Origin of the sequence: Aquitalea magnusonii, from assembly GCF_003202035.1 — a bacterium.
Classification (GTDB): Bacteria; Pseudomonadota; Gammaproteobacteria; order Burkholderiales; family Chromobacteriaceae; genus Aquitalea; species Aquitalea magnusonii.
The window spans coordinates 20656-44878 of the sequence record NZ_QJKC01000008.1; the positions used below are offsets into that span (position 1 = coordinate 20656).

Annotated in this window: 27 protein-coding genes and 4 tRNA genes; 17 read left to right on the top strand and 14 right to left on the bottom strand. The window is 61.5% G+C overall.

All coding sequences use genetic code 11. The features are described 5' to 3' along the window. Positions 1–2: 2 nt before the first annotated feature. The 4 genes from flhF (at position 3) to DFR38_RS09750 (ending at position 3980) form a co-directional block, all read left to right on the top strand. Positions 3–1502, top strand: coding sequence for a flagellar biosynthesis GTPase FlhF (gene flhF / locus DFR38_RS09735; protein ID WP_110313336.1), 1500 nt, complete (start codon positions 3–5; stop codon positions 1500–1502). Then, a complete protein-coding gene (locus tag DFR38_RS09740) occupies positions 1499–2380 on the top strand; it encodes a MinD/ParA family ATP-binding protein (protein WP_233170277.1) in 882 nt (293 codons plus the stop codon). Before flhF ends, DFR38_RS09740 begins: the two co-directional genes overlap by 4 nt. Beyond that, positions 2377–3123, top strand: coding sequence for an RNA polymerase sigma factor FliA (locus tag DFR38_RS09745; RefSeq protein ID WP_059287377.1), 747 nt, complete (start codon positions 2377–2379; stop codon positions 3121–3123). The genes DFR38_RS09740 and DFR38_RS09745 overlap by 4 nt, the downstream gene beginning before the upstream one ends. 107 nt (positions 3124–3230) lie before the next feature. Next, complete coding sequence (locus tag DFR38_RS09750; protein WP_059287378.1) at positions 3231–3980, top strand: flagellar motor protein; 750 nt, start codon at positions 3231–3233, stop codon at positions 3978–3980. 3 nt (positions 3981–3983) lie between these two features. On the opposite strand, the gene DFR38_RS09755 is transcribed toward DFR38_RS09750, so the two are convergent. Then, positions 3984–5381, bottom strand: coding sequence for a 3'-5' exonuclease family protein (locus tag DFR38_RS09755; RefSeq protein WP_110313337.1), 1398 nt, complete (start codon positions 5379–5381; stop codon positions 3984–3986). Between the two features lie 259 nt (positions 5382–5640). Between DFR38_RS09755 and DFR38_RS09760 the strand changes: the two genes are divergently transcribed. The 4 genes from DFR38_RS09760 (at position 5641) to DFR38_RS09775 (ending at position 5957) form a co-directional block, all read left to right on the top strand. Further along, positions 5641–5717, top strand: a tRNA-Arg gene (locus tag DFR38_RS09760). A gap of 7 nt (positions 5718–5724) precedes the next feature. After that, positions 5725–5799: transfer RNA gene (locus DFR38_RS09765), tRNA-Glu, on the top strand. 4 nt (positions 5800–5803) lie between these two features. Then, a tRNA-Arg gene (locus DFR38_RS09770) sits at positions 5804–5880 on the top strand. A 2-nt stretch (positions 5881–5882) separates the two neighbouring features. Then, positions 5883–5957, top strand: a tRNA-Glu gene (locus tag DFR38_RS09775). A gap of 141 nt (positions 5958–6098) precedes the next feature. On the opposite strand, the gene coq7 is transcribed toward DFR38_RS09775, so the two are convergent. Then, entirely contained in the window at positions 6099–6719 is a 621-nt protein-coding gene (coq7, locus tag DFR38_RS09780; protein WP_059286972.1) for a 2-polyprenyl-3-methyl-6-methoxy-1,4-benzoquinone monooxygenase, read from the bottom strand. A 127-nt stretch (positions 6720–6846) separates the two neighbouring features. Here coq7 and ppa point away from each other — a divergent pair, with 127 nt between their 5' ends. Further along, positions 6847–7374: an inorganic diphosphatase gene (gene ppa / locus DFR38_RS09785; RefSeq protein WP_059286971.1), complete on the top strand. Its 528-nt coding sequence runs from the start codon at positions 6847–6849 to the stop codon at positions 7372–7374. Positions 7375–7465: 91 nt separating this feature from the next. Here the strand turns inward: ppa and DFR38_RS09790 are convergent, their stop codons facing one another. Beyond that, positions 7466–7675 carry a hypothetical protein gene (locus tag DFR38_RS09790; RefSeq protein ID WP_059286970.1) on the bottom strand — a complete coding sequence of 70 codons (210 nt, stop codon included), beginning with the start codon at positions 7673–7675 and terminating at the stop codon, positions 7466–7468. A gap of 212 nt (positions 7676–7887) precedes the next feature. On the opposite strand from DFR38_RS09790, the gene DFR38_RS09795 reads away from it, so the two are divergent. Next, a complete protein-coding gene (locus DFR38_RS09795; protein ID WP_059286969.1) occupies positions 7888–8787 on the top strand; it encodes a LysR family transcriptional regulator in 900 nt (299 codons plus the stop codon). 9 nt (positions 8788–8796) lie between these two features. Further along, complete coding sequence (locus DFR38_RS09800; RefSeq protein WP_110313338.1) at positions 8797–9519, top strand: hypothetical protein; 723 nt, start codon at positions 8797–8799, stop codon at positions 9517–9519. A 61-nt stretch (positions 9520–9580) separates the two neighbouring features. Here DFR38_RS09800 and DFR38_RS09805 read toward each other — a convergent pair whose 3' ends face one another. Beyond that, positions 9581–10153 (bottom strand): phasin family protein, encoded by a 573-nt coding sequence (locus tag DFR38_RS09805; protein ID WP_059286881.1) that lies wholly within the window; start codon positions 10151–10153, stop codon positions 9581–9583. 354 nt (positions 10154–10507) lie between these two features. Here DFR38_RS09805 and minC point away from each other — a divergent pair, with 354 nt between their 5' ends. The 4 genes from minC to DFR38_RS09825 are packed head-to-tail and all read left to right on the top strand — an operon-like array spanning position 10508 to position 13264. Then, complete coding sequence (minC, locus tag DFR38_RS09810) at positions 10508–11221, top strand: septum site-determining protein MinC (RefSeq protein WP_059286882.1); 714 nt, start codon at positions 10508–10510, stop codon at positions 11219–11221. A gap of 24 nt (positions 11222–11245) precedes the next feature. Beyond that, on the top strand, positions 11246–12058 hold the full coding sequence (gene minD / locus DFR38_RS09815; RefSeq protein WP_059286883.1) for a septum site-determining protein MinD: 813 nt from the start codon (positions 11246–11248) through the stop codon (positions 12056–12058). Between the two features lie 3 nt (positions 12059–12061). Continuing rightward, positions 12062–12319, top strand: a complete 258-nt coding sequence (gene minE, locus DFR38_RS09820; RefSeq protein WP_059286884.1) for a cell division topological specificity factor MinE — start codon at positions 12062–12064, stop codon at positions 12317–12319. 3 nt (positions 12320–12322) lie between these two features. After that, positions 12323–13264 carry a LysR substrate-binding domain-containing protein gene (locus DFR38_RS09825; RefSeq protein WP_059286885.1) on the top strand — a complete coding sequence of 314 codons (942 nt, stop codon included), beginning with the start codon at positions 12323–12325 and terminating at the stop codon, positions 13262–13264. 60 nt (positions 13265–13324) lie between these two features. On the opposite strand, the gene DFR38_RS09830 is transcribed toward DFR38_RS09825, so the two are convergent. After that, positions 13325–14479: an aminotransferase-like domain-containing protein gene (locus tag DFR38_RS09830; RefSeq protein WP_110313339.1), complete on the bottom strand. Its 1155-nt coding sequence runs from the start codon at positions 14477–14479 to the stop codon at positions 13325–13327. 201 nt (positions 14480–14680) lie between these two features. On the opposite strand from DFR38_RS09830, the gene DFR38_RS09835 reads away from it, so the two are divergent. After that, positions 14681–15136, top strand: coding sequence for a MarR family winged helix-turn-helix transcriptional regulator (locus DFR38_RS09835; protein ID WP_059286886.1), 456 nt, complete (start codon positions 14681–14683; stop codon positions 15134–15136). A 77-nt stretch (positions 15137–15213) separates the two neighbouring features. Here the strand turns inward: DFR38_RS09835 and greB are convergent, their stop codons facing one another. The 6 genes from greB to DFR38_RS09865 all read right to left on the bottom strand — a co-directional run bounded on the left by greB (position 15214) and on the right by DFR38_RS09865 (position 20493). Then, positions 15214–15768 carry a transcription elongation factor GreB gene (gene greB, locus DFR38_RS09840; protein WP_059286887.1) on the bottom strand — a complete coding sequence of 185 codons (555 nt, stop codon included), beginning with the start codon at positions 15766–15768 and terminating at the stop codon, positions 15214–15216. A gap of 66 nt (positions 15769–15834) precedes the next feature. Continuing rightward, positions 15835–16287: an NUDIX domain-containing protein gene (locus DFR38_RS09845; RefSeq protein WP_158527722.1), complete on the bottom strand. Its 453-nt coding sequence runs from the start codon at positions 16285–16287 to the stop codon at positions 15835–15837. Between the two features lie 107 nt (positions 16288–16394). Next, positions 16395–17360, bottom strand: a complete 966-nt coding sequence (gene rluB / locus DFR38_RS21550) for a 23S rRNA pseudouridine(2605) synthase RluB (RefSeq protein ID WP_233170289.1) — start codon at positions 17358–17360, stop codon at positions 16395–16397. A 631-nt stretch (positions 17361–17991) separates the two neighbouring features. After that, positions 17992–18624, bottom strand: coding sequence for an SMC-Scp complex subunit ScpB (scpB, locus tag DFR38_RS09855; protein ID WP_059287554.1), 633 nt, complete (start codon positions 18622–18624; stop codon positions 17992–17994). Positions 18625–18769: 145 nt separating this feature from the next. Further along, positions 18770–19600, bottom strand: a complete 831-nt coding sequence (locus DFR38_RS09860) for a segregation and condensation protein A (RefSeq protein WP_110313341.1) — start codon at positions 19598–19600, stop codon at positions 18770–18772. After that, positions 19597–20493, bottom strand: coding sequence for a LysR family transcriptional regulator (locus DFR38_RS09865; RefSeq protein WP_059287334.1), 897 nt, complete (start codon positions 20491–20493; stop codon positions 19597–19599). Before DFR38_RS09865 ends, DFR38_RS09860 begins: the two co-directional genes overlap by 4 nt. A 101-nt stretch (positions 20494–20594) precedes the next feature. Between DFR38_RS09865 and DFR38_RS09870 the strand changes: the two genes are divergently transcribed. Beyond that, complete coding sequence (locus tag DFR38_RS09870) at positions 20595–21587, top strand: arginine deiminase-related protein (RefSeq protein WP_059287333.1); 993 nt, start codon at positions 20595–20597, stop codon at positions 21585–21587. Positions 21588–21666: 79 nt separating this feature from the next. Here DFR38_RS09870 and DFR38_RS09875 read toward each other — a convergent pair whose 3' ends face one another. The 3 genes from DFR38_RS09875 to DFR38_RS09885 form a co-directional block, all read right to left on the bottom strand. Continuing rightward, entirely contained in the window at positions 21667–22863 is a 1197-nt protein-coding gene (locus DFR38_RS09875) for a tryptophan--tRNA ligase (RefSeq protein WP_059287332.1), read from the bottom strand. Between the two features lie 14 nt (positions 22864–22877). Next, entirely contained in the window at positions 22878–23519 is a 642-nt protein-coding gene (locus DFR38_RS09880; protein ID WP_059287331.1) for a site-2 protease family protein, read from the bottom strand. Between the two features lie 73 nt (positions 23520–23592). Then, positions 23593–24213 carry an L-threonylcarbamoyladenylate synthase gene (locus DFR38_RS09885; protein WP_059287330.1) on the bottom strand — a complete coding sequence of 207 codons (621 nt, stop codon included), beginning with the start codon at positions 24211–24213 and terminating at the stop codon, positions 23593–23595. Positions 24214–24223 lie beyond the last annotated feature (10 nt).

Here is a 24223-nt window from a genome sequence, read left to right on the forward strand (position 1 = left end):
CAATGGTGGTAAAAAAATTCTTCGGAAAAACCACACGTGATGCACTCAGACAGGTCCGCGAGGAACTGGGTGCCGACGCCCTCATCTTGTCCAATCGCCCGACAATGGGAGGCGGCGTAGAGATCATGGCCGTGGCGGATGCGGATGTCGCCAACCTGGCCACCAATCTCTCCACGCCCGGCAGCAAGCACCCGGCCCGTAACGCGCCGGCAGTCAGCCGTCCGGTACCACCGGCCCCGGTCGCCCCCAGCGCCGCCACCAACCGCGCCATTGCCCGCACCTATGCCATGCCGGTGGAACCGCTGGAAAGCCCGGCACCACCGCGCATCGACAGCCCGGCCCCGCGCCCGCAGCAGCGCATCGAACCGTCACTGGCCGAAACACCCGCCGTCAATTTCAACGTCAGCCCGCAAACTCCGCCCCCGGCACGGCCGGCGCCGGCCAGCATGGTGCCGGAATCGCTGGTGAAGATGCAGACGTTGGCGGCCGGCCCGGCAGCCAACGGCAACACAGCGCGACCGGCCAAAGCCGCGGCGGAGGATGAAGAACCGGAGGTGATGGCGCAGGAACTCAAGCAGATCGGCGATGAGATCAAGCTGCTGCGCAGCCTGCTGCAAAGCCAGCTGGCCAGCTTTGCCTGGTCGGACATGGAGGGCAAGACCCCCAATCGCATCGAGCTGTTCAAGCATCTGCTGGGCATGGGTTTTTCCGCCAACCTGATCCGCCAGCTGATCGAAAAGATGCCGGCCCAGTACGAGGGCGACATTGCCATCAAATGGGCACGTTCGGCGCTGATGCACAACCTCAAATGCGCCGACGCCAACCACGACATCATGGACAAGGGTGGCGTGTATGCACTGGTTGGCCCCACCGGGGTGGGCAAGACCACCACCGTGGCCAAGCTGGCCGCCCATGCCACCATGCGCTTCGGCGCCCAGCATGTGGCGCTGATCACCACCGACAGCTACCGGATTGGCGCACAGGACCAACTGCGCATTTACGGCAAGATTCTGGGCATCCCGGTGTTTTCCATCCAGAACGAAGGCGATCTGCAACTGACGCTGGCCGATCTGTCCAACCGCCATCTGGTATTCATCGACACCGTCGGCATGAGCCAGCGCGACGCCCGCGTCACCGGCCAGATCGAAATGTTCCGCGGTGCAGGCCGGCAGGTGGAACGCCTGCTGTTGCTGGCAGCCAATGCCGATGGCCACACGCTGGAAGACGTGGTGCGCCACTACCGCGGCAATGGCCTGGCCGGCTGCATCCTGTCCAAGATCGACGAAGCAGTCAGCATGGGCCCCAGCATGGATGTCATCATCCGCAACCGGCTCAAGCTGTTTTACATCACCAACGGCCAGCGTGTGCCGGAAGACCTGCACTCGGCCAACGCCGCCTTCCTGGTCGACCGCGCCCTGCGCGCGCCGCAACCGGGCTCTCCCTTCAGCCTGCAAGGTGATGAACTGACCATCATGAACTCCGCGCAGGCCAGCTGGTTATGAACAGCCATCTGCAAGACCAGGCCGCCAGCCTGCGCCGTCTTACCGCCCAGGCCAGCCGTGCGCCCAGCTTTGCCTTCATCGGCTCGGACAAGGCCGGTGCCAGCACGCTGGTCACCGAGCTGTCGCTGGGCCTGGCCTATGCCGGCCACCGGCCACTGGTCGTCGACTGCAGCCTGGGACAGGTGCAGGCACGCCGGCTGGGCACGCCCACCACCGCCACCCTGGAAAGCCAGATGGTCAGCGTGGGCGGGCTGGATGAAATGATGACCACCTCGCGCCAGGGCATCCAGCTGATCAACCTGTATGCCCGGCCGGAAGAGCGCGCCTTGTTCTCGGCCCAGCTATGGTTGCGGCTGGGTAGCGAATTCGCCGCACTCGAGCGCGACAGCACGGTATTGATGATCGATGTCCCCGCCACCGCCACCGACCCGGTGCCCGCCAGTGTGGCGGACAACCTGATCCTGGTGCTCAGCCCGGCCGCCGATTCGATGACCAGCGCCTACGCCAACATCAAGCGCCTGTCCGCCGGTTTTGGCCGCCAACGCTTCAATGTGCTGATCAACCGGGCCCGTCATCTGGAAGAAGCACGCGATCTGTTCAACAGGCTGGCTGCCGTGACCAGCGAGTTCCTCAGCGTCTCGCTGCGCTGGGTCGGCTTTGTCCCGGCCGACAATGCCGTACGCCGCAGCCAGGCCCTGCGCCGCCCGCTGATGGAAGCCTTCCCCGACAGCGAAGCCGCCACCGCCTTTTCCCAGCTGGCCGCCGTGCTGCCGCAATGGGACAGCCCGGAAACCGAACGCCACGACACCGGCTTCATGGACATGCTGATAGCCACCTCGCGCGACTGGGCCGAGGCCGATGGAGCAAAACGACGATGACACTGCCGTCCCTACGCCGCAAAGGCTATGCGGGTGCGGTCACCGCCCCGGAAATCGATGTACAGAACCACCTGCCGCTGGTGAAAAAGCTCGCCGGCATGCTGATGGCCCGCCTGCCCGCTTCGGTGGAGATGGATGATCTGGTCCAGGTCGGCATCATTGGCCTGATTGATGCCGCACGGCAGTTCGATCCGCTGCAAGGCGTGCAGTTTGAAACCTTTGCCAGCCAGCGCATCCGTGGTGCCATGCTGGACGAGCTGCGTCGCGAGGACTGGCTGCCGCGCCAGGCAAGGCGTCAGGCGCGGCAGATCGAAGACAACATCAACAAGCTGGAACAAAAACTGGGCCGCGCGCCGCTGGAGTCGGAAATTGCCGCGGCACTGGGCGTGGAGCTGGACGACTACCAAAGCATGCTGGGCGATTGCAAAGGGCTGAGCCTGGTGCACTTTGAAGATTTTTCCGATGGCGAAGGCGAAAGCCTGAATGACGCCATCGCCAATATCGAAGACAGCAACGCCCCCAACCCGCTGCAGGTGCTAGCCGATGGCGACTTCCGCCAGGCACTGGTCGACGCCATCAAGACCCTGCCCGAGCGCGACCAGCTGGTCATGGCCCTGTATTACGAGCAGGAACTGAACCTGAAAGAAATCGGCGCGGTACTGGAAGTATCGGAATCCCGCGTCTGTCAGCTGCATACCCAGGCTATCGCCCGTATTCGGGCCAAAATGAAGGAATGGATCTAGCGCGTGTTGACGGTCTGGCGCACTGCTGCCCGGCCATCCGGTCGCAATACACCGGAAACCGCGGGTGAAACCATCCGCTTGCTCAGATAAAGATAACGGAATTCCGCGTGGACAAGATCAGCATCATCGCCATCGTCATGGGCCTGACGGCCATCATCGCCGGTCAGGCCATCGAAGGGGGCAATATTGGCTCCCTGCTGCAACTGACCGCCTTCATGATCGTGATTGGCGGCACCATGAGTGCCGTCATGCTGCAAAGCACCCCCAAGCAGTTTGTTGCCGGCATGCGCATGATCAAGTGGATTTTCCAGCCGCCGCCGCAGGACCACGAAAAACTGATCCGCGAAGTGGTGAACTGGAGCCAGAGCGCACGCCGCGGCGGCCTGTTGTCACTGGAAGGCTATGTCGGTCAGCAGAAAGACCCGTTTACCCGGAAAGCCCTGCAAATGGTGGTGGATGGCGCCGAACCCGAGGTGCTGCGCGGGGTGATGGAAGTGGAAATCGGCATGTTCGAGCATGCGCGCAAGCAGGCGGCGCGGGTGTGGGAATCGGCCGGCGGCTATGCCCCCACCATGGGGATTCTCGGCGCGGTGCTGGGGCTGATCCACGTCATGGAAAACCTGTCTGACCCGTCCAAGTTGGGCGCCGGCATCGCCGTGGCCTTTGTCGCCACCGTGTATGGCGTCGGCTCCGCCAACCTGTTTTTCCTGCCGGTGGCCAACAAGCTCAAGCATCTGGTGGCCGCCGAGATCGCGCTGAAGGAAATGGTGGTGGAAGGACTGGTGGCCATCGCCAATGGTGAAAATCCACGCATCATCGAAAGCCGCCTGCGCAGCTTCCAGGCCATGCACGAATAAGCGCTAGCCCAGCAACCTGAGACTGCTGCCCTCTGCCGGCTTTTTCAGATAGGCATCCAGCAATTTGTAGGTATCGATGTCAAAGCTCGGCGTCCCGGCCAGCGCCTGTTCGCCGGCGGCACGCGAACCCAGATAGCACCAGCGGTCGAAAACATGTTCCACCGCCACGCCGGTGACTTCGTCGGTTTCCACCACCGCCACCGGCGACGGAAACGGCCAGGGCTTGACCTTGATGCGCGCCAGCGCCTGCATCAAGCGCATATTGTGCTGTGGCGCCGCTTCCTTGCCGATGCAGGCACCGCGGCAACGCCCGCTGCCGATGCCGGCGCAGCCCGCGCCCTTGCGGCTGGTCAGCGCCTCCACTCCCAGTACCGACTGACACAAGCCATTGCCATTGGCGATTTCGGCCAATACCTTGCGCGCCTCTTTCGGGCTGCGAAACAGCCCATACAAATCAGCAGTACGGCTGAAATCCAGCTGGTCGGCATAGACAATGGCCGGCCGCATGAACTCGCCCTGGCCATGATCCAGCTGAATCGAGCACAAATCGTTGGCCAGCCGGCTGCGGTGATTGTAAAACGGCTGCAACTCGCGCAGCAGGCGCTGCTCCAGCAGATGTGCCCCCAGCTCGCCCACGGTTTCCTGGCACTCGATACGACGGATAGGCCGCTGTATCGACGGCTCCTTGCCGTATTTGCCATCCTGCGCCAGCTGCGACACCACCTTGCCGCGCACATTGCTGGCCCGCCCCACATACAGCGCAGCGTCCTGCTCACCCCAGATGGTATAGACGCCGGGCAGATCAGGCAGCTCATCCACCAGCGCCGCATCCACCCCGGGCGGCAGCTCCGGCTGTGCCAGCACCTGCCGGATGGCCTCTTGCACCACCTCCTCGCCCAGCTCGGCCACGGCTGCCTGCAAGAACAGCAACAGCGCCTCGGCATCGGCCATGGCGCGGTGCCGCTCAGGCAATTGCAAGCCATGGCGCTGGATGATGCTGTCCAGATTGTGTTTGAAATGCTGCGGATACAAGCGGCGCGACAGCTTGACCGTGCACAGCGTGGCGCTTTGCAAGCGCAGCCCGACGCGACGGAATTCATTGCGCAAAAAGCCATAATCAAAACGGACGTTATGCGCCAGCAGCAAACGCCCTTGCAGCATGGGCAGCAGCGCGCCCGCAATGTCGGCAAAGGGCGGCTGCGCCTGCACCATTTCGTTGCTGATGCCGGTCATGTTTTCGATGAAGGGCGGGATGGGCTGCAAGGGATTGACCAGTGTCTGATAGCGCCGCAGCTGATCGCCATCCAGCATGATCAGGCCGATTTCAGTAATGCGGTCGCGGCCGATATGGCCGCCGGTGGTTTCCAGGTCGACAATGGCCCAGGGGATATCGAACAGCATGCAGTCTCGTCGGGCAAAATAATGAGCCGGCACAACCGGCAGGGGATGGATCAGGCCACAAGACTGATCCGCCACGCCATCTTACACGGCCTGCCGCTATTTGCCGAACCGGCTGGCCCGGGTGTGCTGCGACCGGCGCAACAGGCTGGCCCGGCGTTTCGACAGGAAAAGCAAAAAAATATCTGTCGCAGTGTTGACACAAAAAAAGTGAATCTGTATAGTTCGCTCTCTCGAAAGACACAACGTCTTACGAGACAGTGCACCCGTAGCTCAGTTGGATAGAGTATTTGGCTACGAACCAAAGGGTCGGGCGTTCGAATCGCTCCGGGTGCACCACTACAGCGTCCCTATAGTTTAGCGGTTAGAACACCGCCCTTTCACGGCGGTAGCCGGGGTTCGATTCCCCGTGGGGACGCCACTTTGCACCCGTAGCTCAGTTGGATAGAGTATTTGGCTACGAACCAAAGGGTCGGGCGTTCGAATCGCTCCGGGTGCACCAAAGTCCCTATAGTTTAGCGGTTAGAACACCGCCCTTTCACGGCGGTAGCCGGGGTTCGATTCCCCGTGGGGACGCCAGGATTCAGGATCAAGCCCAGTCGACAGACTGGGCTTTTTCATTTGCGTTGTCATCAGCACGCCCCCTCCCCGCTCTGACGGCCAGACAAGAAAAATGCCACCCGCAGGTGGCATGTTGTCCCGGGCACTGCCGCCTCCCCTTTACAGGCGATAGCTGGTGGCCGTCATTACCTTGGCAGTCAGTTTCATCAAGCCCTTCACCGGGGCAGGCAAGCGAGCAGCACCATATTCGTGCGCCATGTCGGCATGACGCAGTTCGTCATCGCGCATCTGCGCCACAATGGCACGGCTTTTGGCATCGGCCGCGGGCAGGGCCGTCAGGTGGCTGTCCAGGTGTGCGCCGACCTGATGCTCGGTTTCTTCCAGAAAACCCAGATTCCATTTGTCGCCCAGCAGGCCAGCCGTGACACCGATGGCCAGCGAACCGGTATACCACAAGGGCCCCAACAGGCTGGGCTGACCACCCAGTTCGCGAATGCGCTGTTCCGTCCAGGCCAGATGTTCCACTTCTTCAAAAGCCGCATGCTGCAATGCCTCACGCGCGGACGGATTACGCGCAGTCAGCGCCTGGCCCTGATACAGCGCCTGGGCGCAGACCTCGCCACAGTGATTCACCCGCATCAGGCCCATGGCATGGCGCTTTTCCGCCGTGCTGAGTTCTGGCTCTTCCAGCCCGGCATCCGGCCGGGGACGCTGGCTTTGCGCCGGCGCAAACAGGGTGCGCAGACCCTTGTCAAATTCGGTAATCAGCGTGTCAAACATAGTGTTCCCGACTGGTGCACAAATCCGTCAAAGATTATACCCGTGCACCGCACAACACGGCAGCTGCTGATATAATCCTGCAAGAATTTCCATGTAAACAACCACCATTAACAAAGGATTCTGCCTGATGAACCTGGAACTCATCGGCCCGGGCAAAGACATGCCGGGCGACTTCAACGTCGTGATCGAAATCTCCGCCAACGCTGCGCCGATCAAATACGAATTCGACAAAGAGTGGAATACCCTGGTGGTTGACCGTTTCATGGGCACCTCCATGATGTACCCGGCCAACTACGGCTTCGTGCCGCAAACCCTGGCTGGTGATGGCGACCCGGTCGACGTGCTGGTGGTCACCCCCTTCCCGCTGCCGCCGGGCGTGGTGATCCGCTGTCGTGCCCTGGGCCTGATCAAGATGGAAGACGACGGTGGCATCGATGCCAAGCTGGTAGCCGTGCCGGTGGAAAAACTGTGCCCGATGTACAAGTCCATCCAGAAGCTGGAAGACCTGCCGGAACTGCTGCGCGCGCAGATGGTGCACTTCTTCGAGCACTACAAGGACCTGGAAAAGGGCAAGTGGGTCAAGATCCACGGCTGGGGTACCCTGGAAGATGCCAAGACCGAACTGGTGGAAGGCATTGAACGCTTCGCCAAGTAATGACATCGCACAGCCTGCCGTGCAGGCTTGCGTCCGTTACGGACAAAAAAACGCCAGTGCATGCACTGGCGTTTTTATTTGGCTGACCGCATCAGTGATTACGGTAGTCGGCCCGATTGGCGGCAATGCTCTTGCCGGCATGATCATCAGCAGCCTTGCGTTGCGCATCACTCTGACTGAACTGCTGTTCGTACTTTTGCACGACCTCCTTGTCCGGACGGCTGCGGACATCGCTATCGGCCATGGCAACAGCCACCAGCGCATTGGAAACCACAACAGCCAGCATCAATTTCTTCAACATGATTCACTCCATTCGGTTAGCAGGATGCAAGCGGCGTGCTACAGACCAGCAATATGCTTCAATTATTTTGATGACATCATCGGCCAGGTCTGTACAATTAAAACTTCAAAACCGCGTTATTGCTTACATCGGGTTGGTGAAACAGATATTAAACGCGAGTCATTCCTGTTGATAGCGAAATGATCTGAACATTTCATTCAAAATAATCGAACATGAAAATCTCCCTGGATGCCCTGCTGGTACTGGATGCCATCGATCGCAACGGCAGCTTTGCCGCTGCTGCCGACGAATTGCACCGGGTCACTTCCGCCGTCAGCTACGTGATCCAGAAGCTGGAGCAAGACCTGGACGTCCAGCTATTCGACCGCAGCGGGCACCGCGCCCGCCTGACTGCCGCCGGACAAATCCTGCTGCGCGATGGCCGCAATCTGCTGGATGCCGCACGCACGGTGGAACACCGGCTGTTGCAGCAGGCCGCCGGCTGGGAAAGCGAGCTGGTCATCACCATTGGTGATCTCATCCCCTTCGAGCAGCTCATACCGCTGATTGCCCGCTTCGACCAGCTGAACAGCGGCACGCAATTGCGCTTTACCCGCGAGGTTTTCGGCGGCATCTGGGATGCACTGTATGATGCGCGTGCCGACCTGGTGCTGGGCGCACCCGGCCACCCGCCGGCAGGGGACTACTTCTACCGGGAAATCGGCACTATCGATTTCGTTTTTCTGGTCAGCCCGCAGCATCCGCTGGCCAGCGCACCCGAGCCGCTGTCCGCCCACACCTTGCGCCAGCACCGGATTATTTCGCTGGGCGACACTTCGCGCCGCCTGCCGACACGTACCGCAGGCATACTCAACGGGCAGGATGTGCTGACCGTGCATACACTGGATGCAAAGCTCGCACTGATGACAGCAGGGCTGGGCATAGGCTACCTGCCGCGCATGCTCGCCACGCCCTATCTGCAAAACGGCCAACTTGTGGAAAAATCACTCAAGGAAAAGCGCGGTTGCACCAAGATGTTTTACGCATGGAAAGAAGAGTCTCCCGGCAAGGCATTGGCCTGGTTCATTGACAACCTGGCACTGGCCATCCAGCAACAGCAACTGATCATATAAGGCCAAGCGATGTTTCAGCCTCAGGGCAGCGCTCCTCACCTGCACTGGCTCAGCCAGCGCCTGCAAGCACGCAGCCTGCTGCGCGCCGCCGGCGCACGGCCGGCATGGCTGCCAGGCGACTGGCAAGGCTTTGCCGGGGAGAGCTGCTGGCTGGACCTGGCGGCAGATGACAGCCACCACCTGCTGCAACGCGCCGGGCATTGCCAACAGCACGGGATTGCCTTGCTGGAAGTGTGTGGCCAATGGCTGCCACAAGGAGAGCAGTTCGGTTTCATGCTGCTATGCGGCGGCGAATTGACAGCCACCAGCGAAGCCCGCAGCTGGCTGGATTGCGCCGCCCCCCTGGCAGGAGGCTGGCTGCATTGCGGGCCGCCCGGCAGCGCCCGCTATACCCTGCATGTCATCAATGCCATGCGCCATGCCTGGCAACTGGCCCTGCAACAGCTGCCGGCCAATGGCCAACCCTGCAGCATCAACTGGGAAGCGCTCATGCAGCAGCAGAGTGAACTGGCCGACAAGCTGTATTTGCTCTCAGCCGGCTATCTGCAGCGCCAGGGGATAGAGGCGGCGGCCTGCAGTGCCAGCGAGGCGAGGCACAACTTCGCCCTGCCCGTTGCAGCGCAAAGCCACTTTGCCGCCAATCTGGCCATCCTCATCGTGCTGGCCATGCAACAGCGCGACACCCTGCACAGCATGTTGCAGCAGGTGTTCGCCACGCTGCAGCAGCCTTAAGCAATATGACAGGCAATAAAAAACCCGCCGAGTGGCGGGTTTTCTGTATCACTGCAACAAATCAGGCAGTCGCAGCAGGCGTAGCCGGCTTTTTGCGGCTTACCGCGGCAGCGGTGGCCTTGGCCTGGGTGCTGGCAGCTTCTACGCTGGCTTCAGCAATTTCGGCGCTGACTTTTTTGGCGGTCTTGGACACGCTTTCGAAAGCAGCGTTGGAGCTGTTGACGAAGGTTTTCAGTGCGGAAACGGCAACATCGGAACCAGCCGGCGCGTTCTTGGACAGACGGTCCAGATTGCTCAGCAGCAGCTTGTTCTGTTCAGCCAGTTGTTCTTCCACGAAGGAGCTCAGTTCGCCCTGGGTGGTCACGGCTACATCGTAAACTTCGCGGGCCACGCTGAAAGCCTGGTCCAGGCTGGGCTGTGCCAGGCTGGTTTGCAGCTCGGCAAAGGCTTTCGGGTCCTTCACTTCGGTCAGCGCCTTGAAGTGCTTGGCATTGTTGTCCAGCAGCTTGCGGGTCAGTTCCAGCTGCAGGTTGGCAAAGCGCTCGGCGCCAGCCAGGACGATGGAGGACAGGCGAACGGCTTTGTCGAACTGCGCCTGGCCGAGAGCAGAAAATTCTTGGGTGTTGGTAAACATGGCTACTCCTGGAAATGTCGAAATACAACTCAGCTTTAACAGTCACAACAACCGTTTCGCCGCCAATGCTGCACAGCAGCAAATGTAATTTAACCAAATGGTCGGTACAGGTCAAGAAAATGTTGCACCGCACAATTTCGTAAACAGCTATTTTGTATGTGTTTTTACAACACCAACATTCCAAATGGATGACAGTATCGCGACAATTCCAGCCCATGCGCGGCTGGCTGATTTTTTTGCAACGCAATATGCACAGAAAACCAGGGCCAGCGATTAGTTCACCGGCATTGAAAGGGGGACGGCAAGCCAGTACACTCGCTCCATAGAAGAAATCTATTTATATAAAGCCTACCCATGAGCTCTGCGGTCACCGCCTTTGACATCAAATCTGCCAGCCTGGATCTGCTGGCCCTGATTCTCCGCACGGACAATCCGGAAGAACTGACCACTGCGCTGGAGGCCCGTTTCGGCCCGGCCGGTGATGCCCCGGCCGAAGCCTTCCTGCTGGATGTGGAAGCCCTGGCAGCGGCAGCCGACGCCGATTACGGCCGCCTGCTGCCCATGCTCAGCCGCCATGGCATCCGCGCCGTGGCCCTGCGCCACCCGGACAGCAGCATGGCCGAGGTGGCCAGCCGCTATGGCCTGGCCTATGTACGCAGCAGCACCCCGCCGCGCCAGAACCTGAGCGAGGCCGTGAGCAAGCCGGTGGAAGTGGCCCCCGCCCCTGCCCCGGTGGCCGCCATGATCATCGACCGTCCGGTGCGCGCCGGACAGCAGATTTACGCCCGCGGCGGCGACCTGATCGTGCTGGCCATGGTCAGTGCCGGTGCCGAGGTGATAGCCGACGGCAACATCCATATTTATGCCCCGCTGCGTGGCCGCGCTCTGGCTGGTGCACGCGGCAACACCGCGGCGCGCATTTTCGTGCGCAGCATGGAGGCCGAACTGGTCTCCATTGCCGGGGTCTATCGCACTATCGAACAGGCCCTGCCCGAAAGCATCAAGGGCAAGCCTACCCAGATCTATCTTGAAAACGAGCGCCTGGTCATGACCGCGCTTGGCGAATAATTCAATTATCCAAAGGGATTTACCGTGGCAAAAATCATCGTCGTGACTTCCGGCAAAGGTGGTGTCGGCAAAACCACCACCAGTGCCAGCTTTGCATCCGGCCTGGCCCTGCGTGGACACAAGACTGTGGTCATCGACTTTGACGTCGGCCTGCGCAACCTGGACCTGATCATGGGTTGCGAGCGCCGTGTCGTGTACGACCTGATCAATGTGGTGAACGGCGAGGCATCGCTGAACCAGGCGCTGATCAAGGACAAGAATTGCGACAACCTGTACATCATTCCGGCCTCGCAAACCCGCGACAAGGATGCCCTGTCGCAAGAGGGCGTGGAGAAGGTGCTGAAGGAGCTGGCCGACAGCGGCTTCGAATTCATCGTCTGCGACTCGCCGGCCGGTATCGAAAAGGGTGCCCTGCTGGCGCTGTACTTTGCCGATGAAGCGCTGATCGTCACCAACCCGGAAGTGTCTTCGGTGCGCGACTCCGACCGCATCCTGGGCATTCTGGCCTCCAAATCGCGCCGTGCCGAACTGGGAGGCGACCCGGTCAAGGAACACCTGCTGATTACCCGCTACTCGCCGGCCCGTGTCGACAAGGGCGAGATGCTGTCGGTGGACGACGTCAAGGAAATCCTGCGCGTGCCGCTGATCGGCGTGATTCCGGAATCGCAGACCGTATTGCAAGCCTCCAACTCTGGCACCCCGGCCATCCACCTCAAGGGCAGCGATGTCGCCGAGGCCTATTCCGACGTGATTTCACGTTTCCTGGGCGAAGATCGCCCCATGCGCTTCCTGGACGCGCCCAAGGTGGGCCTGCTCAAGCGCCTGTTCGGAGGTTAAACCATGTCCCTAATCGACATCCTGTTCGGCAAGCGCCAGAAGACCGCCGCCATTGCCAGAGAACGTCTGCAGATCATCCTGGCGCACGAGCGCAATGGTCGCAGCGCCCCTGACTACCTGCCCGCCCTGCAACGCGAGCTGATGGAGGTGATCTCCAAATACGTGGCGGTCAATCTGGATGACATCAAGGTGCAGGTAGAACGCCAGGATGACTTTGAGGTGCTGGAGGTCAATATCGTCCTGCCGGAGCATCAGCGCTAAACCATGACGCTGACCGAACTCCGCTACATCGTGGCAGTGGCGCGCGAGCGCCACTTTGGCCGCGCCGCACAAAGCTGCTTTGTCAGCCAGCCCACCCTGTCCATCGCCATCAAGAAGCTGGAAGACGAACTGGGCATCACCCTGTTCGAACGCGGTGGCCAGGAAGTGGCGGTGACGGAAATTGGCGAACGCATCATCGAGCAGTCGCAGCGCGTGCTGGAAGAAGCCGAAACCGTGAAACGGCTGGCTGGCGAACACCAGAACGAGCTGGTCGGCCCGCTCAAGCTGGGGGTGATCTTCACCATCAGCCCCTATCTGCTGCCCAAGCTGATCCCGGCCCTGCGCATTCTGGCACCGGAGATGCCGCTGATTCTGGAAGAGAACTACACCGCACGCCTGGCGGAAATGCTCAAGCGTGGCGAAGTGGATGCCATCATCGTCGCCGATCCTTTCGAGGAAGCCGGCACCATGACCTGGCCGCTCTATGACGAATCCTTCGTGGTCGCCACACCCAAGGGGCATCCGTGGGAAAAGCTGGCCTGCATCGAGCCCAGCCAGCTGACCGACGAAAGCGTGCTGCTGCTGAACCAGGGCAACTGTTTCCGCGACCAGGTGTTGCAAGCCTGCAGCGAACTGGCCAGCAAACAGAATCACCAGTCTGGTCTGGCCACTACCTTGCAGGGCAGCTCGCTCAACACCATTCGCCACATGGTGGCCAGCGGCATGGGCGTAACCGTGATGCCGTCCACCTCCATCGGCCCTGGCGATGACAGCCTGTTGTCCATCCTGCCCTTCCGTGAGCCCGCACCGCAACGGCGGGTCCTGCTGGTCACCCGCAAGCAGTTTTTCCGCAAGAAGGCGGTGGAAACCCTGCAGCAGGCGGTGTTCCGCTCTGGCTTGGCCGGTGTGGACATGCTGGAAAACGAGAGTCCGCTCGGCAGTTGATCCGGACACTGCAGATAAAAAAAGCCGCTCCTGTGAGCGGCTTTTTTATTGAGTCAAGACTCAGCGGTGGGCTGCACGCACCAACTCCGCCAGTCGGGCAATGCCTTCCTCGATACGGTCAACCGCCGCATGGCTGAAGTTGAGGCGCAAATGGCCAATGCCATCTTGCGGATTCGGGTAGAACGGTTCACCCGGCATGAAGGCGACATTGCACTCGGCCAGCGCGGTCTTGAGCAGTTCACGCGTGTCCTGCGGCTGCTTCAGGGTCAGCCAGAAGAACAAGCCACCCTTGGGAACCTGCCAGTCGGCCAGATCGGCAAAATGCTTTTCTAGCGCAGCCTGCATGGCATCACGGCCCACGCGGTAGGTATCGCGCAGCGATTGCAGATGGGCCGGAAACGCCGGATCGGCCAACTGCTGGGCAATAAACCACTGTCCCGGACGGTTGCTGTGCAGATCAGTGGATTGCTTCAGCTTGACCAGATGCGGATACAGCTCGGGCGAGGCGATCAGGTAGCCGATGCGCAAGCCCGGTGCCAGCGTCTTGGAGAAGGAGCCGGCATAAATCCACGGCGTATTCTTCAGGTGACTCACCAGCGGCGCCGGTGCTTCGCCATCGTAAGACAGGGCGCGGTATGGATCGTCTTCATACACCGGCAAGCCGTGGGCGTCGATCACCTCGGCCAGCGCACGGCGGTTTTCCTCGCTGTAACAGGCGCCGGACGGGTTCTGGAAGCTGGGAATCAGGTAGGTCAGCCGCGGCTTTGCCGTGCGCAGGGCCTGCTCAAGCTTGGCCGGCGGCAGTTGGCCATTCTCCTGGGCAACCGCAGTAATGGCCGCACCAAACAGCTTGAAGGACTGCAAGGCTGCCAGATAAGTCGGGCCTTCGGTCAGCACCGGTGTGCCCGGATCGATGAACAGCTTGGACGCCAGGTCGATGGCCTGTTGCGAGCCGGACAACACCAGCACTTGCTCGGCGCTGCACTGCAGCCCCAGCGCTCTGGCCTGGGCCGCGATCAGTTCGCGCAGCTGCGGCTCACCCTCGGTCGTGCCGTATTGCGCCAGATCAGGCGGCAGGCCGCTGAAGTCCAGCTGCGGCAGACAGCTGGCTGCCGGCAGACCACCGGCAAAGGAAATGACTTCCGGGCGCTGGGCGGCGGCAAGGATTTCGCGGATCAGCGAACCCATCAGTCGTTCGATACGTTCTGAAAACATGGTAATCTCCATGACTGTCGCAGCGGCATGTCCGCCATATTGCCGTGGCCGAGGGTGGTAAGCCTACGGAAGCCCAGCTCCTGCAGCAGTAAGGGTGATTTCTTCTGCTACCGCTTTATGGTCTGCCACTGCGCCAATCCATCAAACAATAAACGTCAATTTTTTTGACCTAATTTACCCCTGACAGGGGATGTCGTCAACATGCCTGACAGCGATAACGCGATTGATTTGCGCGCAGCCATGGAAGTGTTCTTCCATGCCTACAAAGCCTTTACCGCCAAGCCAGATGAAATCCTGGCCCGGCGTGGCCTGGCCCGGGTGCATCACCGCATACTGTTTTTTGTGGCGCGCTACCCCGGCCTGTCGGTGAAGGACCTGCTGGGCGCGCTGGACGTGACCAAGCAGGCCATCAACATGCCGCTGCGCCAACTGGTGGAGATGGGACTGATCGCCAGCGTGGCGGCCAGCCACGACAAGCGGGTAAAGCAGCTGACACTGACCGGCGAAGGCCGCAAGCTGGAAGAGGCCCTGCACAAGGAGCAAGCGCGCTTGCTCAGCCAGGCCTTCAACCGCATCGGTGATACCGCCACCCGCGACTGGATGGCGGTCAATGCGCAATTGGCCGGGCGCGCCGAAGCCGAGGACGCCAAGCACTGAGCCGGCTCCCTGCCTGCCGCATGTAAAAAAGCCCGCGTCATGTGACACGGGCTTTTATTTGGGCTGGGTAGTCCGGCTCAGCTGATTTTCTGGTAGCGCACTTCGAGGATTTCGATGTCCTCGTCGCCGTCCGGGCCACGAAACACCACGCTGTCGCCCTCGCGCGCCTTGAGCAGGGTGCGGGCAATCGGCGAAATCCAGCTGATATGACCGCGCGGCAGGTCGATCTCGTCCACGCCGACAATGCTCAGCAACTGCTCGCTGCCATCGCCCCGTTCGATCAGCACGGTGGCCGAGAAAAAGACCTGGTCGGTGGCTTCACGGGCTTCGGGATCGACCACTTCGGCCAGCTCCAGCCGCTTGGTCAAAAAACGGATGCGGCGGTCGATTTCACGCAGCCGCCGCTTGCCGTACAGATAGTCGCCGTTTTCCGAGCGGTCGCCATTGCTGGCCGCCCAGTTGACCACCTGCACCACTTCCGGCCTCTCCTTGTTGACCAGCTGGTACAGCTCATCCTTCAGCCGCCGCCAGCCACCGGGGGTGATGTAGTTCTTGCTGGAGGCCGGCAGCCGCTGCTCGACTGGCAGATCGTCTTCGGCCTCGTCATTCTCTTTGGTAAATGCCTTGCTCATGCCTGCTTCCCTGCCTTGCGCTGCAATCCGCCACCTTACGTCGATAACGATGGTCGCGGCAAGTTGTCACTCCTCCACCGGCCACAGCCATTCCCGGCAGTACACCAGCAGATTCTTCGGCCGCAGCTTCACCTGCTGCAGTTGCGCGTAGTCCAGCCACCGCAGATGGTATTGATTGTCCGGCGTCATGCGCGCCAGCTCCGGCCCGCCCAGCCGCAGGGTACCGCGAAACTTGCTGGCCAGAAACACATGCTCGATGCGCCCCTTGTGTTCCAGCGTGCACAGCTGCTCGGCCAGCCAGATGCTCAGGCCGGTTTCTTCGCGGGTTTCGCGCACACAGGCCATGGCCGGGGTTTCACCCGCCTTGATGGTGCCACCGGGCAACACGAAGTATTCCTTGCCGTTCTTGATCCGCTGCATCATCAGCAGACGGCCATCCTGAATGATGACCACCGAGGCACGCGGGCCGCGCCGCAAACCCAGCAGGCCGCTGCCACCCGCGGCGGCGGCCGGCGGCACGGTCACATCCTGCGAGCCTGTCGAAAGCAAAACGGGCGACCGCCAGCCGGTCACCCATTTGCAGCAGCGCGCAGCCAGTGCCGTCAGCAACGGCCAGCTGCCACGGCTCACTCTGCCTTGCTTCCGCGGGTTTTCTTGCGGCCGGTCATGGTCAGGTCGGACCACTTCATCACCGCCGCCACTTCCGCTTCGTTCAGTTCGTAGAACTGGCCACGTTTCAAACGCGGCGGCAGGCCGAGGTTGCCGAAGCGCACGCGGATCAGCCGGCTGACCGTGAGGCCGAAGTGTTCGAACATGCGCCGCACTTCGCGGTTACGGCCTTCCTTGATCACCACGTTGTACCACTGGTTGGCACCTTCTTCGGCACCACCGCGCTGGAATACGCGCTGGAAGGCGGCCGGGCCGTCTTCCAGTTCCACACCGGCGGTCATTTCCTTGGCGATTTCCGGGGTCAGCTCGCCCAGCACGCGCACGGCGTATTCCCGCTCCACTTCAAAGCTGGGGTGCATCATGCGGTTGGCCAGTTCACCACTGGTGGTGATCAGCAGCAGGCCGGAGGTGTTGACGTCCAGACGGCCCACGGCCACCCAGCGGCTGCTCTTGGCTTGCGGCAGGCGCTCGAACACGCTGACCCGGCCTTCCGGGTCGTCGCGGGAAACGATTTCGCCTTCCTGCTTGTGATACATGATGATGCGCGGCAGGCGGTCGGCCCACTTGAGCTTGATCACATCACCCTTGGCGGTGACACGGTCTTCCGGACCCACGCGGTCGCCCAGATTGGCTTTCTTGCCGTTCACCATCACCAGGCCGGCTTCAATCCATTCTTCCATTTCGCGGCGGGAGCCGACGCCGGAAGCGGACAGCGCCTTTTGCAGGCGGACCGGTTCAATCTGTTCCTTGTCGAGGCGTACCTCGCGCAGCCGCTTGGACTTTTCTTTCACGTCCTGACTCGGGCTGCGCAGACGCAACTTTTTTGCCTTGATCACCAGCGACTTGCCTTCTGCGCGCGGCTTGCCCGCGGCCGGAGCACGACGCTGTTCGCGCGGGCTTTGTTCACCTTCGGCCACCGGCATGGCGGCGTTCTTGTTGCCAAAGCGGCGCTCATGCTGCAATGCCTCACCGCCCTGGCCTTGCAGTCGCTCGGCCTTTTCCTGGCGGCGGGCAGCCTGCTGCTGGCGGTTGTTTTCCGACTGGCTGCGCTTGCCGCTGCCGGTAGGCTTGGCCTGCACTTCGCCACGACGGTTCACCGTTTCCTTGCGACGACCGGCGAGCGGCTTTTTCGGCTCGGCCACATTGCCGTTGGGTTCGCCGTTTTCATCACGCGGCAGGCCACGGGCCTGGCGTTGCAATTCCAGCTGCGCCAGTTCGGCACGGCTCATCTTGAACAGCGGTGCGCTTTCATGTGGTGCGGCATTGGCTTGTGCCTGCAGCAGATTGCCATAGGCATCGCGTGGCGCAGCGGGGCGACGGCCCTGCGGCTTGCCGCCCTGGGCCTGCGCGTCTTGCGGATTGCGCGCCTTGCCAAAGCCTCCCGGCTTGCCACGACCTTGTTGCTGCGGGGCGTTGCCGCGCGGCGCATCGGGCTGACGGCGCGGAGAAGATTCGCGGCCCTTTACACGCGCCACCGGCTGGCGGGCGTTGTTTTGTCCTTTAGACATAAATCATGCTCTTTCATTACGAGCGCACGGCAAAACGGCGTCCGGCCTATTCTGCCTGTGGCTCCAGATTGTCCGCCTCATCGTCGAGGGGGAGAGTGTCTTCGGCGTCTTCGCTGCCGATCTCTTGTGGCTGGGCATCGGGTATGACCAGTGTTCCCAAGTCTGCCAGTGGCGGCAGATCCCTTAGCGAAACAAAGCCAAGATCATCCAGAAACTTGCGGGTGGTGGCATACAGCCCCGGCCGGCCGGGCACGTCCTTGTGCCCGATTACTTCAATCCATCCCCGCTCCAGCAGGGTTTGCATCACGCTGGTGGACACCGACACGCCACGAATGGATTCGATATCACCACGGGTAACAGGTTGTTTGTAGGCGATAATCGCCAGGGTTTCCATCACGGCACGCGAATAACGCGGCGGTTTTTCCGGATTCAGCCGTGACAGATAGGGGGTGAACTCGGCCCGGGCTCGAAAGCGCCAGCCGCTGGCCAGTTTCACCAGTTCCACACCACGGCCACGCCAGTCAGTCTGGATATCTTCCAGAATGTCGTTCAGCAAGGTGGCCTTGATGTCTTCGGTAAACAGCTTTTTGAGCTGGGATACCGACAAGGGTTCCGTCGCGGTCAACAATGCCGTTTCCAGCACGATCTTGAGATAGTTTAAGTCGGTGATGGTGGACATCGGACCAGGTCTCGCCCGGCCTGCGTGCAGGACTGGGGGCGAAAAAATATACATTGCGCGGGGAAGGCGCGGATTTTACCTGATTTCCCGCCCCGCGGCACGGTCAATTGACGCGCGACTGTCATGCGCGCAACAGTTCGCGCCATCAGCTGATGGCGATGCGGACGTAAATCGGCTGATAGGCCAGTTCCTGGCTGACCTTGATCAGCCCTTCCTTGACCAGTTCCAGCACCGCGATGAAGTTGACCACCAGGTGCGCCACCCCCTTATCGACTTCGAACAGTTCCTCGAACGGTACGTATTCGCGCTCACTGAGATAGCGCAGGATCCAGCTCATCTGCTCGCGTACCGACAGTTCGTCCTTTTCCACCTTGTGGCTGCGCTTGTGCCGGGCGCGCGACAAAATGGCCAGCCAGGCCTGGCGCAGATCCACTGCGGCCACATCCGGCAGGCGCGCCTCGGCGCCCTGCTCGATCAGCACTGCCAGCCAGGCAAAATCGCGGTCGGCCTGCGGCAGCTTGTCCAGTGCCAGGGCCGCCAGCTTCATTTGTTCGTAGTCCAGCAGGCGGCGTACCAGTTCGGCGCGCGGGTCGTCCGGCTCGCCCTCTTCGTCCAGCGGCGGGCGCGGCAGCAGCAGCCGCGATTTGATTTCAATCAGCAGCGCCGCCATCAACAGGTATTCGGCCGCCAGCTCCAGCCGTTCGCTACGCATGGCGTCGACATAGCTCATGTACTGGCGGGTGATGTCGGCCATGGGAATGTTGAGCACATCGAGGTTCTGCTTGCGAATCAGGTACAGCAGCAAATCCAGCGGGCCTTCGAAGCTTTCCAGTATCACCTGCAAGGCATCGGGCGGGATGAACAGGTCTTGCGGCACTTCCAGCACCGGCTGGCCAAAAACGTGGGCAATGGGCAGGCCAGCCGGCAGTTCCGGCGCAGTCAGGGTAAAGTCGGTGGCGGTGTTCAAGGTACTCATGCGACAGAGTGTAAGCCAGGTGGGTGCGCCTTGAGCCATTCCAGAAACAGGCGTGCCGGCCCGGACAGGCTCACCTTGCGGTGATAGGCCAGCATGATGGTGCGCGCCGGCTCGTAGGGCTGCAAGGGCAGCCGGCACAGGCCGCTGCTGATCATCACTTCGGGCAGGGCGCTCCAGCCCAGCCCGGCCTCCACCAGCATGCGCAGCGCTTCCAGATAATTGGACGGCTCACGCACATCCAGCGGGGTGGCGTGCTGCTGGAACAGGTTTTCGATCAGCCGCCGGCAGCGGGTATTGCTGCCGGGCAACAGGGCCGGATAGCGCGCCAGGTCCTGCAGCGTCAGCGCCGCGAGCAAGGCCAATGGATGTTGCTGAGCCACGGCAAAACACAGCCGCTCGTTCAGTACCTCGACATATTCCAGCGCCTGCTCATGCAGCGGCGGTTCGGACATGAAGCCCAGCTCCAGCTCACCCTGACACAGCAGTTTGTGGGTTTCGGCCGAGGTCTTGAAATCCACGGTGAGATCAATGCCCGGATACTGGCGGACAAAATCGGCCAGCAGCGGCTTGAGGTAGTACAGGCCGATATGCTGGGTGGTGGCCAGATGCAGCTTGCCAATCTGCGCCGGTTGCAGGCTGCGCAATAGCTGGCTGGCCTGGTCGGCCTCCGCCAGGATGCGCAGCGCATGGGGCAGGAAGGCGCGGCCGGCCTCGGTCAACACCGTGCGCCGGCCGATGCGGTCGAACAGCGTGACGCGCAGGGCATCCTCCAGGCTGCGAATGCGCTTGGACAGGCCGGGCTGGGTGAGGTGCAGGCAGTCGGCGGCGCGCGAAAATGAAGACTCACGCGCAGCACTGACAAAAGCCTTGAGAGCGGCTAGATGAAAATCCATTCCAAATCATTATGGAGATGTCAAACAAATCCAACTTTTTGTTTGATGTAGGTCTGGCTACTATACCAGCACCCTCCTTACTTTGCCTCCGAAACCATTACATGGGAAATCAGAATCTGCCCTGGGTCGCACCGCTGTCGCTGACCCGCCCGCCACAGGCGCAACTGGCGCGCGCCGTGGTCATGGTGCGCCCGGTCGACTTTGCCTTTAACGAACAGACCGGTGCCGACAATGTGTTCCAGCATCGGCTGAACCTGCCGCCGGCAGCCGTCACCGCACAGGCCATGGCGGAATTCGATGCCATGGTGCAGCGCCTGCAGCAATATGGCCTGCAGGTGATGGTGCTGGAAAAAAGCCCAGACGGCATTGCCACGCCGGATGCGGTATTTCCCAACAACTGGTTTAGCACCAGCGCCGATGGCAGCTTGCACATTTATCCGATGCACACGCCCAACCGCCGTCAGGAACGGCGGGTGGAGGAGCTGGCGCGGCTGCTGCTGGGCCATGGCTACCAGATCAACCAGATCAGCTGGGTGGGCCATCCCTGGGAGGAGGAACTGATCCTGGAAGGCACCGGGGTGATGATTTTCGACCATGCCCGCCGCCGGGTGTATGCCGCGCGTTCGCAGCGCTGCCATCCGCTGGCACTGTACCGCTATGCCCGCTTGCGTGGATTGGAGGATGTGCAATTGTTTGACACCGCCGACAGCCACGGCGTCCCCATCTATCACAGCAATGTGATGATGTCGGTGGGGCAGGATATCGCGGTGATCTGTGCCGACAGCCTGTATCAGCCGGAACAACGCCAGCAGGTGCTGGCCACGCTGGAGTCCACCCACGAGGTGATCCGCATCAGCCATCAGCAGGTGGAGCAGCATTTCTGCGGCAATATCCTGCAACTGGCGGCACAGGACGGCACGCCGCTGCTGGCCATGTCGCAGCGCGCCTGGGAAGGCTTCACCCCGGCACAGCGCCGCGTGCTGGAGCGTCATGGCCAGCCGGTGGTCAACCCCATCCCCACCATTGAAGCAGTCGGCGGTGGCAGTTGCCGCTGCATGCTGGCGGAAATCTTCCTGCCGCGTGTCGAGCACTGACACTGGACGCCGCAAGAATGCAATAAAAAAGCCGGAACACATGGTTCCGGCTTTTTGCTTGTTGCCAGGGTGTTGCGAATCAGAAACCCAGCCCCATGGCGGCGCGTACGTCGCTCATGGTTTCCTTGGCCACCTGCTCGGCGCGACGGCAACCTTCGAATACGATTTCCTTGACCCGGTCCGGGTGCGACAGATACTGCTCGGCGCGTTCGAACATCGGTTGCTGTTCACGCAGCACGCCTTCGATCACCGGTTGCTTGCAATCCAGACAGCCGATGCCGGCGCTGGTACAGCCCTGCTTCACCCATTCGCGGGTGTCGTGATCGCTGTAAACCTGATGCAGCTGCCACACCGGGCATTTTTCCGGATTACCGGCATCGGTACGGCGTACGCGGGCCGGGTCGGTGGGCATGGCCTTGACCTTCTTGCTCACCTGTTCCGGCGCTTCGCGCATGGTGATGGTGTTGCCATAGGACTTGGACATTTTCTGCCCGTCCAGACCCGGCATGCGCGAGGCGGCGGTCAGCTTGGCTTCCGGCTCCGGCAGAATGGTCTTGCCCTTGTTTTCCAGCCAGCCGGCCAGCCGTTCGCGGTCGGCCACGCCCAGGTTCTGGCTGGCGGCCAGAATCTCGCGCGCAGCTTGCAGGGCTTCGGCATTGCCGTCCTGCAAATAAGCGGTACGCTGCTGCATGAACTGCTTGCCCTGCTTGCCGATTTTCTTGGCGGCGGCCTGGGCCAGCTCGTCGAAATTGGCTTCGCGGCCAAACAGGTTGTTGAAGCGGCGGGCCACTTCGCGGGTCAGTTCGATATGTGGCACCTGGTCTTCGCCCACCGGCACCAGCCCGGCCTTGTACACCAGGATGTCGGCGGCCTGCAGCAGCGGGTAGCCGAGGAAGCCGTAAGTACCCAGATCCTTGGTGGACAGCTTTTCGATCTGGTCCTTGTAGGTGGGCACGCGCTCCAGCCAGGACAGCGGGGTCACCATGGACAGCGCCAGATGCAGCTCGGCATGCTGCGGTACCTTGGACTGCAGGAATACCGTGGCCTTGTCCGGGTCGACGCCGGCCGCCAGCCAGTCGATCACCATGTCCCAGATGCTCTTTTCGATGATGGAGACATTATCGTAATTGGTGGTGAGGGCGTGCCAGTCGGCCACCATGAAATAGCAATCGTGACTGCTCTGCAGCTCTACCCAGTTCTTGATGACGCCGTGGTAATGGCCAAGGTGCAGGCTGCCCGTGGGGCGCATGCCGGAAAGGATGCGGTTGGCAAACATGGAGCGGATTCCAGTTAGAAAAAGAGACTGAGCAGATGATACACCAGCTGGCGCAGCGGATTGAGCAGCGGCATGAGTACGCCGGTAAAGATCAGCGCGATCAGTATCCACATGCCATAGGGTTCCAGCCGCGAATACTTGTAGGCGAGGCCAGGCGGCAGCAGGCTTTCCACGATGCGCCCGCCATCCAGCGGCAGCAGCGGCAGCAGGTTGAGCACCATCAGCATGACGTTGATATTGATGCCGGCCTTGCTCATCAGCGCCAGCGGTTCGGAATAGCTGTTGTTCATGACGATGGCCAGCTTGAGCAGCAAGACCCACAGCACCGCCATGATGAAGTTGGCCAGCGGGCCGGCAGCCGCCACCCAGCGCATGCCGACACGCGGATTGCGCAGCGCGCCGAAATTCACCGGCACCGGTTTGGCCCAGCCGAACAGCACGCCGCCCATCATCAGCGACAGCAGCGGCAGCAGTACGGTGCCCACCGGGTCAATGTGCTTGAGCGGGTTAAGCGTCATGCGCCCCAGCATATAGGCGGTGGCATCGCCAAAACGCTTGGCGGCATAGGCATGCGCGGCTTCGTGCAGGGTAATGGCCAGCAGCACCGGCAAGGCATAGATGCTGATCTGCTGGATCAGTTGAGAGGTATCGCCCATGGCTTCTTTTCTGTGTTGGCTAAGATGAACCACTACTAGATGGGGACAGCCGGCCAGGGTTCCAGCCGGATGACTATAAACCGAACACGGCCGGGTCGCCCTTGCCACGGCGCAGCAGTTCCACGCCGTCGGTCATGTCGATCACAGTCGTCGGATCAGTGCCACACCAGCCGCCGTCAATCACCGCATCCACGCTGTGCTCCAGCCGCTCGCGGATTTCATACGGATCGGTCAGCGCTTCCTCATCGCCCGGCAACAGCAAGGTACAGGACAGGATGGGCTCGCCCAGTTCTTCCAGCAGGGCCAGCGCCACCTTGTGGTCGGGCACGCGCAGGCCGATGGTGGCGCGCTTGGGGTGCAAGGTGCGACGCGGCACTTCCTTGGTGGCCTGCAGGATGAAGGTGTAACTGCCCGGCGTGGCGGCCTTGAGCTGGCGGAACTGGCTGTTGTCGACGCGGGCGTAATTGGCCAGCTCGGACAGGTTGTGGCAGACCAGGGTCAGGTGATGCTTGAGCTCGATCTGGCGGATGTCCAGGATGCGCTCCATGGCCTTCTTGTCGCCCAGCATGCAGCCCAGCGCGTAGCAGGAGTCGGTGGGATAGACCACCACCCCGCCGCCCCGCAGGATGTTGGCCGCTTCCCGGATCAGCCGCGCTTGCGGGTTGTCCGGGTGAATCATGAAGAACTGTGCCATATGCGTGCTT